Raw genomic sequence first — 15,062 nt, forward strand, 5'->3', positions numbered from 1 at the left:
CTTATGCTCCTCCAGCCCCACACCGCCTGCCGTAACCTTCAAATCGATGACGAAAGACCGCCGCCTCCGTCCCGTCGACCTGGCCCGCCTGGCCGGTGTCTCGACGCAGCAGATCCGCAACTACGAGGAGGCCGGGGTGCTCCCGCCGGCGGCGCGGACCGCGTCCGGCTACCGGGTCTTCGGGGAGACGCACCGCCGGGCGCTGCTGGCGTACCGGACCATGCTCCGCGGCTACGGCCCGGTGACGGCGACGGCGATCATGCGGAGGATCCACGCCGGGGACACCGCGGGCGCGCTCGCCCTGGTCGACGCCGCGCACGCCGCGCTGCACGAGGAGCGGGTGTCCCTGCGGGCCGCGAGCGAGGCCCTGGAGCTGCTGGCCCTCCAGCCCCCGGCCCCCCTGCCCCGCTCCGGCGGCCTGCGCATCGGCGAGGTGGCCGCGCTGCTGGGCGTACGGACCTCCGCACTGCGGGTGTGGGAGGCGGCCGGGCTGCTCACCCCGTCCCGCGAGCGCGCCACGGGCTACCGGCTCTACGAGCCCGCCGACGTCCGCGACGCCCGCCTGGTGCACACCCTGCGCCGCAGCCACTACCTGTTCGACCAGATCAGACCGGTCCTGGAGGGCCTGCGCCGGGAGGGCAGCAGCGAGGCCCTGCGGGCGGCGATCACCAGCCGCGGCGCGGCCCTGACGGCCCGGAGCCGGGGGATGATCGAGGGGGCGGGGGCGCTGCACGCCTACCTCGACGGCTCCCCCGGCTGCGGCGCCGTCAGCCCGTCCAGTGAGGGCTCGTCACCGGCGTGAGGGTGACGGCGGCGGAGGCGGTGAGCACGGCGACCGCCGTGACTGCTCTGCGCAACGGGACTCCTTGACTGGGCTCAACAGGCGTCCTCATGACGCGCGGGGCCTGGCCAAGGTTGTACGGCCCGAAGACCCCGCCCGGAACTCCACGGGACGCCGGCTGTGCGCAGGGGTCCTGGGGTCGGAGCGCCGCGACCAAGCCGGCGAAGCACAGCGGATGAGCCCCAACTGGGGTGTCCCACCTCAGGGCGCGCTGCCGGGGTCAGGCGGTCGTGGCAGGACGCGGCTCACCGTGGAAGACCTGCCGGGCATGCCAGTCGCGGTGCTCGGCAGCGACAGGGCTCGCGCCCGGCTGCGGACCGACGAGTGGACGGCCCGCGAGGGCGGTGACGTGCTCGCGGGCGGCGGGGCTGTGACCGACGAAGCGCTGCGAGACCAGGATGCGGTGATCGTCCCCGACACCGAGGACGCCCTTGTCGAAGAGCTTGTGGTGCAGCGAGCACAGGCACAGCCCGTTCTCGATCTCGTCGGGTCCGCCGAACGCCCACCACCGCACGTGGGCGGCCTCCAGGCCGACCGGTACCGCGCCGATCCTGCCGTCGTACCCGCAGAAGGCGCATCGGTACTCGTAGGCGGTCAGGACCAGGTCCCTCATCCGCGGGTCCCGCCGCCTGCGGGCCGCCGCGACCAGCTCGGCCTCCGCCGGCTCCAGGTCCAGGCCCACGGCGTCGCACAGTTCCCCGTGCAGCGAGGGCGGGAAGTGCAGGTCGAGCAGCAGGCGCGCGATCCTGCCGAGCAGGTCCGGGTCGCGCCGCAGCGCCGCTCGCAGATCCGGGGTGAGCCGCCCGGTGGCACCCGTCTCGCGAAGGTCACGTATCCCGCTGCCGGGGCTGCCGGGTCCGCGGTCGGTGCGCACTTCCCAGACACCGTCGCTGGTGAGGTGGTGGAACGGGTATGCGGGAGTCGTCTTGTGGGGCGGACCGTACTCGGTGAGCAGACGCTGCAGGTCCTGCTCCACCGCGGTGTACCGCAGCCCGCCATCGGCGTCCTCCTGAAACCGGCCGAGGGCGTACAGGAGCAGCAGCGGCTTGTGCGGAGCCCGGGTCCCGTTCCTCGCCCACTGCCTCAACGTCGCTATTCGCTCCAGCCAGTCCATGGCGGCTGATCGTAGACGGCATCACCGGCGGCTGATGCTGCACGCTGCGCTCCCTGCTTCCGTTCCGCCCCTATCGCCGAGTCGAGGACGAGACGGACCGGCTGCTGGACGAGCAAGCTGCGTGACCTTCGCTTCGAGTTGGACGGCGAAGCCGTGCGCATCCCGTACTGGCTCGCGCCGGGGCAACGGATCGTGCTGCTGACGGTCTTCCGCAAGACGAGGATGCGTGAAGCGGCGGAAGTCGAGCGCGCACACCATGCCCAGAAGGTCTGCGAGGCCGAACACGGTCATGCTCAGCACACGTACGAGCGGCGCAAGGAGAGTTGATGAATTACAGCGCATGGCGGACGCGCCGGGCCCGGCAGCTCGCGGGTGAGGCGGTGGAGTACGACCAGGAATACGTCGACGCACGACTGGCCAGCGATTTCGGGCAGGCGGTTTTCGACCGCCGGATGGAACTCGGCCTGTCCACCCAATGGGGCGTATCTTCCCTAACCGGGTGTCTCTTTGTGTTCTGGCGGCATTCGACCTTTGACATCCGCTTGAGGAGTGGGATCGAATCCTTGCCAGCTGGTGCTCGACACTGCCGTGTGGTGCTTTTCTGTCTGATCGGCACCACACGGCTTCGCGTTCGCTTCTGCTTGGGACGTTCTTTGTCGGGCAGTCCACTCACGTACCGCACACGACGTAAGACCTAACACCTTGCCACAGGGCCGGAACCAGATCGGTGCCTTCAAACACAAGCACAGAACCCGCCCCTGTTCGACGCCACTTCCGTTACCTATCTCCGCATGGATTGGGTGCAGAACGGCCTGTGTCCGTTGGCCGCTAGGCCAACATACTCACTACGGAACGGAGTCCAGGAAAGGTCGACCATGTTCGCGCATCGCCTGGATAGCGTGCTCATATTCCCCCTCATCTTCAAGGAGGAGAGCCATACGTGTCTTGGTGTTGTAGATCGTCCCGAGCCCGAGGTCTGATGTGATGACGACCCAGCCGTCCTCGCTGCCGTCCCACAGGTAGTTCAGGCTCTCGCATTCGTTTGTCACGGGGTTACCCCATGCTTCGTGAAGGTCACGACCATGCCACCACTGCCGACGGGAATGATTTGGGACGAACGCATCGGAGAGCCTGCCTTTTCGAATGCGTCGAGGAGTCTTCTGTCTGCAGGGCTAGGGTAAGCGTAACCCTTGGGGTGCGTGTGGTAGACGAGGATGGCGTCAGCCTGTACGGGAACCTGTACTCGGTTGGACACACCAGAGTAGAGGAAATACTGCCCACCCGTCCCCTTGGGGCCAGGGCCCAGCTTGTAGATCACAGCGAACTCTACGCCGTGCTTGACGGTAAGGTTCTCCAATTGGGTCACGGACGGGCGCTTGCTGATCGCGACGCCAGCCGTGCCGGGCAGGCCCTGACCCTTGCGGGCGCCGTACAGCAGTCGAGTCACAACGCCGGCTCCGCCCTCCGCCGCGACGCCGCTCGGATTGACAGCAGCACGCCGCCACCCTGTGAGGCCTCCGACCCCCACAAGGGCGATCTGCTTCGTCAGTTCGTCGGCGGCCTCGGCGTACGAGTCCGCGAGAGCGTCGCAGCCCTGCTGCCGCAGCATGTACTCGGCTCGGTAGAGCCGATAGGCGGGGCGGACGGGGAGGTACTTGTCGACGAACGCTCCGGCTCCGCCGTTGTGTCCTGTTACGGCGTCTTGGGCGTCGCCGAGGAACTCGAAGGGCGCCTTGAGGCCCTGGAGGAAGCCATCGCCGAAAATTTTGAGACCTTCGCCGAGGCTGTCTACCTTCCCGTTGCCGTTGGCGTCGCCCGGCACAGGAGTCAAGCCGCTCGGATCGGTGTAAAGAGTGGGTGTGTTGTTAGCGTAGGCATACGCCGAGACATAGGGGCTGTTGCGGTCGGGAGCAGCCGGGTCGGGTCGGTTGAAGCGGCCGGTAGTGGTGTTGTACTGGCGGGCGTGCAGGTCCAGGTTGCCTGTCGTGGTCTCGTAGCGGGCGCCCGTGTAGGCCGGGGTGCTTGCTGGGGCGCCGCTGGCGACCGTGTTCAGGGTGCGGGCGCCGTACGGGTCGTAGGCCCAGCGCTGGTGGAGGGTGCCGGTGCTGCCGGTGACATCGGCCGGGGAGCCTTGAGTGTCGTGGTGGTAGTAGAAGAGGGCGCCGGAGCCGGTCTTGGTGGCGGTGGGTTGGCCGAGCGGGTCGTAGCGGTAGGACTGCTTGATCGCCCAGGCGCTGTCGTACTCGGTGGCGAGGATCGGGAGCGGGCCGTTGGGGTCCCACTGTGTGCGGCTGGTGACCGTGCCGTCCTTGCTGGTGGTGACCTGGTTGCCGCTGGCGTCGTGGTCGTAGGTGTAGCTGCTGCCGGCGACGGTTGCGGCGGATATCTGTCCGGTCAGGTCGTAGGTGTAGGTGTCGGCCTCTGCCTTGGTCTGGTTGCCCTCGCTGTCGTAGTCGTAGGTGGTGGATGTTGTGCCGGTGGTAGTGGACGTGAGCTGGTCGGCCGCGTCGTAGGTGTAGTTGGTGTCGGTGGTGCCGAGGGTGGAGGTCAGGCGGTTGCCGACCTTGTCGTAGGTGTAGGCCGTGGTGCGGCTGGACGCGCAGCCGGTGACCCAGGGCTGCGGGGCACAGCCGGAGGTGAGGCGGCCTGCGGCGTCGTAGGTGAGGTCCCAGCCTCCGGTGCCGACACTGGCCCGGGTGACGTCGACGTGGGTGGGCAGCCCGGCGGCGGACAGGGTGAGCGCCGTCTTGGTGACCGTGGTCCCGGCCTTGGACGACGTGACCGCGGTGAGCCGGCCCGCGCGGTCGTAGGCGCGGTCCTCGGTCTCGGTGTTGGGCAGTGCGGACCGGGTCAGGCGGCCGGCGGCGTCCCAGGTGTAGTTGGTGGTGACTCCGTCGGCGGTCATGGACGACGTGCGGCCGTCGTTGTCGTAGGAGTAGGTGATGGTGTTGCCGTCGGAGTACTTGCGGGTGAGCATCTGCCCGGCGGCGTCGTAGGTGTAGGCGAAGCCGCGGGTCTTGGTGAGGTTGCCCACCGCGTCGTAGTCAAAGTCCTCGGAGATCTTCGCGTTGGCGCGCGCGGTCATGCGCCCGGCGCTGTTGTAGCCGAAGCTCACGTCCGGCGTCGAGTCCGAGTAGTCGACCTTGGTGAGCAGCCCGCGGGCGTCGAAGACGTAGCTGGTCGAGCCGCGCGGGGTGGTCTTCTTGGTGAGGTTGCCCTCGGCGTCGTACGCGTAGGAGGTCACGCGGTCCAGCGGGTCGGTGACCGTCGTCAGGCGACGGGACGCGTCGTAGCCGTAGGCGGTCGCGTGGTTGTTGGCGTCGGTGCGCTTGGTGACGTTACCGGCCGCGTCGTATTCGTAGGCCGTCTTTGCGCCGTCAGGGGCGGTGACCGTGGTGAGCTGGTCGAGCTTGTCGTAACCGTAGGTGGTGACGCGCTCGTCGGCGTCGGTGCGCTTGGTGACGTTGCCCGCCGCGTCGTACTCGGTCCTGATCACCCCGCCGAGCGGGTCGGTGACGGTGATGAGGTTGCCGGCCGCGTCGTAGCTGTTGGTAGTGGTGTACTCGGCCGGGTCTGCGCCGGTGACGTTGCCGCGGGGGTCGACGGTGGTGGCCTGGCGGCCGTCGCCGTCGTAGGTCCAGGTCTCCTTGTTGCCCAGCGGGGAGGTGCGGCTGAGTAGGTTGCCGTCGGCGTCGTATGCGTGGGTGGTGGTCTTGCCCAGCGCGTTGGTGGTGCTGGTCAGCCGGTTGTTCTTGTCGTACACCGAGGAGACGCTCTTGCTGAGGGCGTCGGTGACCTTGGTGACGTTGTCGACCGCGTCGTAGGTGTAGGCGGTCGTTTTGCCCAGCGGGTCGGTGACCTTGACGGGCCGGTTGACGGCGTCGTATTCGGTGCTGACCGCCGCGCCGCTGGAGTCGGTGACCTTGGTGCGGTTTCCTGCGGCGTCGTAGGTGTAGCTGGTGGTGTAGGCGGCCGGATCGGCGCCGGTGACGTTTCCGCGGGCGGAGACTGTGCTCAGCAGTCGGCCGAGCTTGTCGTAGGTGTGGGTCGTCTTGTTGCCCAGCGGGTCGGTCTCGGAGGTGAGGCGGCCGCCGGCGTCGTAGCCACGGGTGACGGACTTGCCCGCCGCGTCGGTGGTCTTGGTCAGGTTCCCGGCGTCGTCGTACTCGTAGCGGGTGGTGTTGCCGGCCGGGTCCTTGGCCGAGGTCAGCTGTTCGGCGCCGTTGTAGCCGTAGCTGGTGGTGCGGCCCAGCGGGTCGGTGGCGGTGCTGAGCAGGCCACGGCCGTCGTAGGTGTACTTCGTGGTGTAGGCGGTCGGGTCGGCTCCGGAGGTGTTGCCGCGGGGGTCGGTCTTGGAGGTGATGCGGCCGGCGTCGTCGTAGGTGAAGGTGGTCTTCTCACCGAGCGGGGTGGTGACAGAGGTGCGGTTGCCCTTCGCGTCGTACCCGTACGTCGTGGTCTTGCCGCGTGGGGTGGTCACGGTCGCCAGGGCCCCGAGTGCGGTGTACGTGTACGTCGTCTTGCCGCCGAGCGGATCGGTACTGGAGGTCAGCTCGTTGGACGCGTTGTAGGTGTACGTCGTCTTGTTGCCGCGGCCGTCCGTGTGGCTGAGGACGTTGCCGGCGCTGTCATAGGTCCAGCTCTCCTTGTAGCCCAAGGACGCGGGCGCGCTGCGGGTGAGCATGCGTCCGGCGCTGTCGTACGTCATCGACGTGGTGTTGCCACGCTGGTCGGTGATCTCGACCGGGCGCAGGTAGCGGTCGTAGGTGTAGGAGACCTTCTTGCCGTACGGGTCGATGCTCTCCATCAGCACGTTGCCGGCATAGATGTCGGTCCACACTCCGCCGTCCGGGGCTGTCATGTGGGACTCTTCGCCGCCGCTGTCCCAGGTGAAGGACGTGGTCTTGCCCTTTTGGTCCGTCTGGGACTTGATCCTGCCGTTGGTCTCGTAGGCGTTGGAGACCTTGCCGCCCGCCGGGTCGGTGAGGGAGGAGAGCCGCTTGTCGGTGCTGTAGCCGTAGGTGGAGACCTTGCCCGCCGGGTCGGTGACGGACGTCAGCAGGCCATCCGTGTAGGCGTAGGAGACCGACGTGGCATCGGGGAGGCTGACCTTGGTGACCTGACCGTCGGCGTTCGTGGTGAAGCCGGTGGTGCGGCCGGCGGCGTCCTTGACGGAGGACAGCTTGCCGGACGTGTACGTCAGCGTCAGGCCCTGGCCGCTACGGTCGACGACCGACGTCAGCTGACCGGTGCTGCTGAAGGTGCGCTTGGTGTGATCAGGGGTGGTGACGCTGTAGGTGCTGCTGCCCTTGACCAGCTTCGCGGCCGAACCCGCCGGCGCGGTGTACGTGCCGTCGCTCTTCTGCGTGAAGACGAACTTCGCCCCGTCGTCGGCCTGGTAAGTGACCTTGCCGGATGCGACCGTCAGTTTCACATCGAAGGGCGTGGCCCAGCCGCGACCCAGCAGACCGATCGCCGTGGAGTCGGAGCGATACGTGCGCTCCAGGGTCACCTGCTCACCGACACCCACCAGTTGGGCGTCGGTGAGCTGCTCGAAGAACATGCCGGTGGCCGTGTTGACCGGGTCGGCGCGGTGAGCCTGCGCGTAGCAGGAGCAGATACCGGCCTGTGCGCCCGGGATGTCCGGGGTGTAGAACGCCTCGATCAGCGGAGAGGTGGTGCCGTTCGGACTGTAAGTACCGTCCGAACCCATGAGGTAGACGTGGGCGTAGTACTTCTTTCCGTCCTCGAGGTGTCCGCCCAGCGCGCTCGAACTCCACCAGAAGCATTCGTCGGCACGGTCCGGGTATGGGTTGGGAGACCACCAGCCGTAGCACCAAGCTCCGCTGTCCAGGTGCCCCTTACCCTCCGGATCGTAGGTGGTCTTGTCGATCTCCTCGGCCTTGACGACCGTTCCCGCCTCGTTCCGGATGAGCAACAACAGCCTCGAATAGGACGACCCGGTACCGGAGGAGAACTTCACGTGCCCGCCGATCGAGAGGGTCGCCGGCCACACTCCTGACGAACCGGACACCCACGCCGGATCAGCCGTTGCCGCCGCCGCGAAGGGTTGGCGCGTCGGGCTCCTCTCAGCGAGGAAGCGGCGCTCGACGGCGCTCTTCTCGGGCCGAGGATGGGGCTTGGCCACCGGCTTCCTGGCGGGCGCATCCCTAAAGCCCTGCATGGGCGACAGATCGTCCCGGGACTGCTTCACCTGCTTGCGCCGCTCCGCCAACGTCATGGCCTTGGGCGGCTTCGGCAGGTCAGCCGCCGCCCGGGCCTTGTGCTGCTGAACGGCGGCCGAAGTAGAGCCAAGTTGCTCGGTTAAGGCCCAAGCGGGTACGACGCCAGAGCTGGCCATCAAGGCCAGAACCAGCAGGGCTATGACTGATCTCGATCTCTTCCGCATGTGCATCCCTTGCGTGACGGCTGTGAACGGAGTGCAGGGGATCCTTGATCAGGACACGCGCGGGATAACCTGCGCCATACATCTACGGCTGAATCTGGGACCCGACCGGGTCTGGTCGATTGCAGGAGTCCCTGGTCGAGTGACCTTCGGCAATACACCTCTGTCAAATATGGCTCGAACACGCCAAGAGGGTTTTGATTCGCATGTGTACTTGAAATTACCCACCGGTGTCTTCACGGATAATTCCGAGGCTTGTGGGGCGCGCTACGTCGCCGAACGTGGTGGCGTCAGCGGCTGATACTGGCCGATATTCTCGTACAGGCCGCTGCGACCGCGGCCATCTTCCTGACGCCGCGGTCGCAGCGGCATCGCACACACGACCAGCCGCGCCTTGCACAGCTCCAGATCGTGATGCGGGAGGTCTGCCTCCCGTACCGAAGAACAAGGGTCTGGCCGCCCCCCTGCCTACCGGCAGGGTCTGGACTGGCTGCGCCGGACGGGCGTCCTGATCGGTTCGTGCGGCCTCAACGGCCGAAGGCAGACGGCAGGACCCACCGTCACCGCTGGGACGAAGTGCTGGAACTGCTCGCCCCGCTGAAGCCCGATGGCAAGCCCGAGACCCTCCGACTGCTCCTCGTCGACGAGAAGGGCCGGGCCTTCAACACGGGCGCTGAACGCAGCGAGGGTGAGGGGTAGGGCACGTCAGGCACGCCCAGCAAAACCATGCGCCCTCAATGTGCCCTGGCCGCCCGACGCCCCCTCTCGGGCACCCGAAGGGGCGAGGCCCGAAAACCCCACCGCACTCCACCGAACCCCACTGAATCCTGCTCAGGGCCAAACCAGGCAGTAAGCCTGATGCCCCGCCTCATGCAGCCGGTGGCTGAAGTCCTGCCACTCGTGCAGCAGTTGGTACACGTTGAACGCGTCCCGCGGGCCGCCCCGGTCCGGGACAGTCGACCAGATGAAGGCCGCCGCTCCGACCGCCTCCTCGCCGATGCCGCGCAGCGGGTCGACGACCGTCATGGGGAGCTTGACGACCGCGTAGTCGGGGTGCAGGACGACCAGTTCCAAGGGCGGGACCTTGTGCAGGGGGACGCCCTCGATGCCCGTGAGGACCATCGCCGCCATCGTCTCCGGCTTGATCTTCGTGAACATGCCGTTCATGCCGAGCTCGTCGCCGCCGAGTTCCTCGGGACGCATCGAGATCGGGACACGGGCCGCCGTGGCGCCGTCGGGCGCGCCGAAGTACTTGTACGTCACCCCCACCCGACCACCATTCCCGCTCCCGGCCCGAAGATCGTCCACTCGCCGTTCAGTACGTCCGTCGAGGCGCTCCGGTTCACCCGGCCGACCCGATGCCTGCCGTGTCTCCTGCGTGTCCTCCGCTTCGCGCCGGTGCCTTCCCCGCCGGGCACGTCGAGGACCCAGGTCATCGGTCCCCTCGCCCAGTCCGCCACCGCGATGCATATCTCCACCCGACTGCTTTTCCAGAACGCGTCGCCCCCGCCGCGCAACCCGATCATCGTGTCAGTGACCTCCCCCACGGCCGCCCGCCGAAACGTGCGCTGAAACATCTGCCCGCAGGATCTTCGCAGCCTCCGACCGGCGCTGGGCCGCTCGAGCTGTGTGTATCAGGTCCCAGTCTCGCAGACGACGGGGGCCCGGGGTCCGGTTGTCCCACGCCCTCGCCCGCGGCCCCCCTGGCCTACCCTGAACAGGTCACTGGCACCCGGAGCCCGACTACGTCGGAGAAGGTCGGAGAAGTCGCAGGTCATGAGCGAACTGGCATATCCGTATGAAGCACCGGCCTCGCAGGCTCTGTTCGACCGCGCGGCGGCCGTCACGCCCGGTGGCGTGAACTCCCCGGTCCGGGCCTTCCGGGCCGTCGGCGGCACCCCCCGGTTCATGGTGTCCGGGACCGGCCCGTACCTGACGGACGCGGACGGCCGCGAGTACGTGGACCTGGTGTGTTCCTGGGGTCCCATGATCCTCGGGCACGCGCACCCCGAGGTGATCGCCGCCGTGCGGGACGCCGTCGCCCGCGGCACCTCCTTCGGCACGCCCGGTGAGGGCGAGGTCGCGCTCGCCGAGGAGATGGTGGCCCGGGTCGCGCCGCTGGAGCAGGTCCGGCTGGTGTCCAGCGGCACCGAGGCGACCATGTCCGCGATCCGGCTCGCGCGCGGCTTCACGCAGCGGACGAAGGTGGTCAAGTTCGCCGGCTGCTACCACGGGCACGTCGACTCGCTGCTCGCCGCGGCCGGCAGCGGCGTCGCCACCTTCGCGCTGCCCGACACCCCGGGCGTCACCGGCGCCCAGGCCGGCGACACCATCGTCCTGCCCTACAACGACCTCGACGCCGTCCGCGAGGCCTTCCGCGCCCACCCGGGCGAGATCGCCTGCGTGATCACCGAGGCCTCCCCGGGCAACATGGGCGTCGTCCCGCCCGCCGAGGGGTTCAACCAGGGCCTGAAGGACATCTGCTCCGAGAACGGCGCCCTCTACATCTCCGACGAGGTCATGACGGGCTTCCGGACCAGCCGCGCCGGGTGGTTCGGCGTCGACGGCGTGGTCCCGGACCTGATGACCTTCGGCAAGGTGATGGGCGGCGGCTTCCCCGCCGCGGCCTTCGGCGGACGCGCGGACGTGATGGCGCACCTGGCCCCGGCCGGGCCGGTCTACCAGGCCGGCACCCTCTCCGGGAACCCCGTCGCCACCGCCGCCGGCCTCGCCCAGCTGCGGCTGCTCGACGACGCCGCGTACGCGAAGGTCGACGCCGTGTCGAAGGAGATCCAGGGGCTGGTCACCGAGGCCCTGACCAAGGAGGGCGTCGCGCACCGGCTGCAGACCGCGTCCAACATGTTCTCCGTGTTCTTCACCGACCGGCCCGTGCGCAACTACGAGGACGCCAAGGCGCAGGAGTCCTTCCGCTTCACCGCGTTCTTCCACTCCCTGCTCGCGAACGGCGTCTACCTGCCGCCGTCCTCCTTCGAGTCCTGGTTCGTGTCCACCGCGCACGACGAGCGGGCCCTGCAGAAGATCGCCGACGCCCTCCCGGCGGCGGCCCGCGCGGCGGCGGAGGCCACGGCATGAGCGACGTGACGAACCCCGACGGCGGCAAGAGCGGCCAGGACATCACCGTCGTCCATCTCATGCGGCACGGCGAGGTCGCCAACCCGGACGGCATCCTCTACGGCCGGCTGCCCGGCTACCACCTGTCCGAGCTGGGCCGCCGCATGGCCGACCGGGTGGCCGAGCACCTGGCCACACGGGACGTGACGTACGTCGTCGCCTCGCCGCTGGAGCGCGCGCAGGAGACGGCCGAGCCGATCGCCAAGGCACACGGGCTCGACCTCGACACGGACGAGCGGCTGATCGAGGCCGAGAACATCTTCCAGGGCAAGACGTTCGGCGTCGGCGACGGGGCGCTGCGCAAGCCGGGCAACTGGCGGCACCTGGTCAACCCGTTCCGGCCGTCGTGGGGCGAGCCGTACGTGGACCAGGTCGTGCGCATGATGAGCGCGCTGGGCGCGGCGAAGGACCGGGCCCGCGGGCACGAGGCGGTCGTGGTCAGCCACCAGCTGCCCATCTGGATCGTGCGGTCCTACGTCGAGCGGCGGCGGCTGTGGCACGACCCGCGCAAGCGGCAGTGCACGCTCGCCTCACTGACGACCTTCACGTACCAGGGCGACCGGATCGTCTCCGTCGGCTACAGCGAGCCGGCCCGCGATCTCGTCCCGGCGCACCTCCTGGCGGGCGCGAAGCCGGTGAAGGGCAAGGGCAAGGCGTTCGGCGCCTGAGGGCCATCCGCGACGACCCCTGACCCTTTCCGATCGCTTTCGACTTCTTCGTTACGGAATCTGCAGATTTCGGCGGAACCTCCCCGACCGCCACGTCCTCTGACTGGGTGACCACCAGAGAACGTGACGGATCGGGGAAGTCATGCGCCCTTACTCCCGCAGGGGACTGCTCTCAATCGGCGCGGGAGCCGCCGCCGCTGCCTCGCTCGCCGGATGCGCCGGCCTCACGGGGTCGGACGATTCCCGCCACGCCGACGGTTCCGGCGGCGACAGCGCGCAGGGCCGGCCGAAGCCCGGGCCCACCGCCCGCCCCATCGGCGACGGCTCCACCGCCTACACCGGCAAGCAGCCCCACCAGCCCGCGAAGCCCGAGCCGCTTGAGCCGGGTCAGGCGCCCCCGCAGTTCGTCGTGTTCTCCTGGGACGGCGCCGGCGAGGTCGGCAACGGCCTCTTCCCGCGCTTCCTGGACCTGGCCGCGGAGCACGGCGCGAGCATGACCTTCTTCCTGTCCGGGCTGTACCTGCTGCCCGAGTCGAAGAAGCGCCTGTACGACCCGCCGAACAATCCGCGCGGCGCCTCCGACATCGGCTATCTCACCGACGCGCACATCAAGGACACCCTGAAGAACGTCCGCCGCGCCTGGCTGGAGGGCCACGAGATCGGCACCCACTTCAACGGGCACTTCTGCGGCGAGTCCCACGGCTCGGTCAAGCACTGGACGCCCCGCCAGTGGCGCAGCGAGATCGACCAGGCGAAGTCCTTCGTCAAGGAGTGGCGCACCAACACCGGCTGGACGGACCTGCCGGCCCTGCCGTTCGACTACGACAAGGAACTGGTCGGCGGCCGCACCCCCTGCCTGCTCGGCCAAGACAACCTGCTGCCCACCGCCCGCGAACTGGGCTGGCGCTACGACGCCTCCTCCCCGGGCGGCCGCCAGGTGTGGCCCGTGAAGCGCCGGGGGATATGGGACCTGCCGCTGCAGCAGATACCTTTCCCCGGCCGCCGCTTCGAGGTCCTCTCGATGGACTACAACATGCTGGCCAACCAGTCCCTGAACTCCACGAAGGCACCCGCGCACAACTACCCGGGCTGGCGCGAGCAGGCGGCCCAGGCCTACATCCAGGGATTCAAGCGGGCATACGAGACAAACCGGGCGCCTCTCTTCATCGGCAACCACTTCGAGCAGTGGAACGGCGGCATCTACATGGACGCCGTCGAGAAGGCCTTCACGCACATCGCGCGTGAGAAGGACAAGGGCGGCGATGTGCGTCTCGTCTCTTTCCGGCAGTACGTCGACTGGATGGACGCGCAGAAGCCCGAGGTGCTGGCGAAGCTGCGCACCCTCGACGTGGGGCAGCAGCCGGCGGGCGGCTGGCGGGAGTTCCTGAAGGGCAGCCCCTCCCCCTCGGGTTCGCTCTCCTCCGACGCCGCCTGAAATGCGGTTTTCCGCCCGCAAGGGGGGCGGGCGAGATCCCCGGAAGGGGCATGCGAAACTTTTCACATGAGTGCCGCCAGCCATGCCTCCCTGCGCTCGAACCGCACCCGCAGCCGCGCCGCCCTGCTCACCGCCGGTGCCGCGGCCGCGGTCCTGACCCTGTCCGCGTGCAGCTCCGGCGGGACGTCGGGCGGGGGCGGTGACACCAACTTCGTCCTGGGCAAGGACGGCATCGCCACCGCCGACAAGGGCGAGCGCGCCGACGCCCCGGACCTGTCCGGCAAGACCGTCGACGGCAAGCAGCTGGACGTCGACGACTACAAGGGCAAGGTCGTCGTCGTCAACGTCTGGGGCTCCTGGTGCCCGCCCTGCCGCGCCGAGGCCCCGGGCTTCCAGAAGGTCTCCGAGGACCTGAAGGACGAGGGCGTCCAGTTCGTCGGCATCAACACCCGCGACACCAGCACCGGCCCGGCCCTCGCCTTCGAGAAGACCTACGGGGTGACGTACCCGAGCCTGTACGACCCGACCGGCAAGCTCATGCTCCGCTTCGAGCGCGGCACGCTCAACCCGCAGGCCATCCCCTCCACGCTCGTCTTCGACCGGGACGGGAAGATCGCCGCCCGCTCGCTCCAGGCACTGAGCGAGGAGAAGCTGCGCAAGATGATCGCCCCGGTCCTCGCGGAGAAGTGACGTGACCTCCGCAGTCACCACGCTCGCGGCGACGGGCTACAACGGCACGGTGCTCAACGGCGCCCTGCTGGCGGCCCTGCCCATCGCGCTGCTCGGCGGTCTCGTCTCCTTCTTCTCCCCCTGCGTCCTGCCGCTCGTCCCCGGCTACCTCTCCTACGTGACCGGCGTCACCGGCACCGATCTGGCCGAGGCCCGGCGCGGCCGGATGGTCGCCGGCGCCTCCCTGTTCGTGCTCGGCTTCACCGCCGTCTTCGTCTCCTCCGGGGCGCTGTTCGGCTACTTCGGCGACACGCTCCAGGCCAACCGGGGCGTGCTCTCCAAGGTCCTCGGCGGCCTCATGATCCTCATGGGTGTGTTCTTCATGGGGCTGATGCCCTGGATGACCCAGCGCGAGTTCCGCTTCCACAAGCGGCCGGTGACCGGCCTGGTGGGGGCACCGCTGCTGGGCGCGCTGTTCGGCATCGGCTGGACGCCCTGCATCGGCCCCACCCTCGCCTCCGTGCTGGCGCTCTCCTCCAACCAGGGCAGCGCGGGCCGCGGCGCCATACTGACGGTGGCGTACTGCCTCGGCCTCGGGGTGCCCTTCGTGCTCGCCGCGGTCGCCTTCCGCAAGGCGCTGGGCGCCTTCGGCTGGGTCAAGCGCCACTACGTCTGGGTGATGCGCATCGGCGGCAGCATGATGATCGTCACCGGTCTGCTGCTGCTGACCGGTGCCTGGGACGTCCTCGTGCAGGACATGCAGTCCTGGTCCAACGGCTTCACTGTGGGGATCTGAT

At 68.7% G+C, this 15,062-nt stretch carries 12 protein-coding genes; 8 read left to right on the top strand and 4 right to left on the bottom strand.

Going from position 1 to position 15,062, the window contains the following annotated elements:
- Positions 1 to 46: 46 nt before the first annotated feature.
- Positions 47 to 802 carry a MerR family DNA-binding transcriptional regulator gene (locus tag ACF07N_RS11300; RefSeq protein ID WP_392110917.1) on the top strand — a complete coding sequence of 252 codons (756 nt, stop codon included), beginning with the start codon at positions 47 to 49 and terminating at the stop codon, positions 800 to 802.
- A gap of 259 nt (positions 803 to 1,061) precedes the next feature.
- Here ACF07N_RS11300 and ACF07N_RS11305 read toward each other — a convergent pair whose 3' ends face one another.
- Positions 1,062 to 1,955, bottom strand: coding sequence for a phosphorothioated DNA-binding restriction endonuclease (locus ACF07N_RS11305; RefSeq protein ID WP_392110920.1), 894 nt, complete (start codon positions 1,953 to 1,955; stop codon positions 1,062 to 1,064).
- A 138-nt stretch (positions 1,956 to 2,093) separates the two neighbouring features.
- Between ACF07N_RS11305 and ACF07N_RS11310 the strand changes: the two genes are divergently transcribed.
- Entirely contained in the window at positions 2,094 to 2,282 is a 189-nt protein-coding gene (locus ACF07N_RS11310; RefSeq protein ID WP_392110923.1) for a DNA-binding protein, read from the top strand.
- Between the two features lie 518 nt (positions 2,283 to 2,800).
- Here the strand turns inward: ACF07N_RS11310 and ACF07N_RS11315 are convergent.
- Both ACF07N_RS11315 and ACF07N_RS11320 read right to left on the bottom strand, forming a co-directional pair.
- Complete coding sequence (locus tag ACF07N_RS11315; RefSeq protein ID WP_392110926.1) at positions 2,801 to 3,004, bottom strand: hypothetical protein; 204 nt, start codon at positions 3,002 to 3,004, stop codon at positions 2,801 to 2,803.
- Positions 3,001 to 8,196 (bottom strand): DUF6531 domain-containing protein, encoded by a 5,196-nt coding sequence (locus ACF07N_RS11320; RefSeq protein ID WP_392111139.1) that lies wholly within the window; start codon positions 8,194 to 8,196, stop codon positions 3,001 to 3,003. The genes ACF07N_RS11315 and ACF07N_RS11320 overlap by 4 nt, the downstream gene beginning before the upstream one ends.
- A gap of 684 nt (positions 8,197 to 8,880) precedes the next feature.
- Here ACF07N_RS11320 and ACF07N_RS11325 point away from each other — a divergent pair.
- Positions 8,881 to 9,060 (top strand): hypothetical protein, encoded by a 180-nt coding sequence (locus ACF07N_RS11325; RefSeq protein ID WP_392110929.1) that lies wholly within the window; start codon positions 8,881 to 8,883, stop codon positions 9,058 to 9,060.
- A 132-nt stretch (positions 9,061 to 9,192) separates the two neighbouring features.
- Here the strand turns inward: ACF07N_RS11325 and ACF07N_RS11330 are convergent, their stop codons facing one another.
- A complete protein-coding gene (locus ACF07N_RS11330) occupies positions 9,193 to 9,630 on the bottom strand; it encodes a hypothetical protein (RefSeq protein ID WP_003992141.1) in 438 nt (145 codons plus the stop codon).
- 507 nt (positions 9,631 to 10,137) lie between these two features.
- Between ACF07N_RS11330 and hemL the strand changes: the two genes are divergently transcribed.
- The 5 genes from hemL to ACF07N_RS11355 all read left to right on the top strand — a co-directional run bounded on the left by hemL (position 10,138) and on the right by ACF07N_RS11355 (position 15,061).
- The gene (gene hemL / locus ACF07N_RS11335; RefSeq protein ID WP_383336722.1) at positions 10,138 to 11,454 is read left to right on the top strand and encodes a glutamate-1-semialdehyde 2,1-aminomutase; all 1,317 of its coding nucleotides are present in this window, start codon (positions 10,138 to 10,140) and stop codon (positions 11,452 to 11,454) included.
- The gene (locus ACF07N_RS11340) at positions 11,451 to 12,161 is read left to right on the top strand and encodes a histidine phosphatase family protein (protein WP_383336138.1); all 711 of its coding nucleotides are present in this window, start codon (positions 11,451 to 11,453) and stop codon (positions 12,159 to 12,161) included. The genes hemL and ACF07N_RS11340 overlap by 4 nt, the downstream gene beginning before the upstream one ends.
- A 142-nt stretch (positions 12,162 to 12,303) precedes the next feature.
- The gene (locus ACF07N_RS11345) at positions 12,304 to 13,596 is read left to right on the top strand and encodes a hypothetical protein (protein WP_392110933.1); all 1,293 of its coding nucleotides are present in this window, start codon (positions 12,304 to 12,306) and stop codon (positions 13,594 to 13,596) included.
- A gap of 66 nt (positions 13,597 to 13,662) precedes the next feature.
- Entirely contained in the window at positions 13,663 to 14,286 is a 624-nt protein-coding gene (locus ACF07N_RS11350) for a TlpA family protein disulfide reductase (protein WP_383336136.1), read from the top strand.
- Position 14,287: 1 nt separating this feature from the next.
- On the top strand, positions 14,288 to 15,061 hold the full coding sequence (locus tag ACF07N_RS11355; protein WP_383336716.1) for a cytochrome c biogenesis CcdA family protein: 774 nt from the start codon (positions 14,288 to 14,290) through the stop codon (positions 15,059 to 15,061).
- Position 15,062: the final 1 nt, after the last annotated feature.

This window comes from Streptomyces sp. NPDC015242 (assembly GCF_043079125.1).
Classification (GTDB): Bacteria; Actinomycetota; Actinomycetes; order Streptomycetales; family Streptomycetaceae; genus Streptomyces.

Bases quoted from the DNA above. Each gene is read 5' to 3' on its own strand.
- ACF07N_RS11340 (WP_383336138.1), top strand. From the start codon at position 11,451: ATGAGCGACGTGACGAACCCCGACGGCGGCAAGAGCGGCCAGGACATC.
- hemL (WP_383336722.1), top strand. From the start codon at position 10,138: ATGAGCGAACTGGCATATCCGTATGAAGCACCGGCCTCGCAGGCTCTG.
- ACF07N_RS11320 (WP_392111139.1), bottom strand. From the start codon at position 8,196: ATGACGTTGGCGGAGCGGCGCAAGCAGGTGAAGCAGTCCCGGGACGAT.
- ACF07N_RS11305 (WP_392110920.1), bottom strand. From the start codon at position 1,955: ATGGACTGGCTGGAGCGAATAGCGACGTTGAGGCAGTGGGCGAGGAAC.
- ACF07N_RS11300 (WP_392110917.1), top strand. From the start codon at position 47: ATGACGAAAGACCGCCGCCTCCGTCCCGTCGACCTGGCCCGCCTGGCC.
- ACF07N_RS11345 (WP_392110933.1), top strand. From the start codon at position 12,304: ATGCGCCCTTACTCCCGCAGGGGACTGCTCTCAATCGGCGCGGGAGCC.
- ACF07N_RS11350 (WP_383336136.1), top strand. From the start codon at position 13,663: ATGAGTGCCGCCAGCCATGCCTCCCTGCGCTCGAACCGCACCCGCAGC.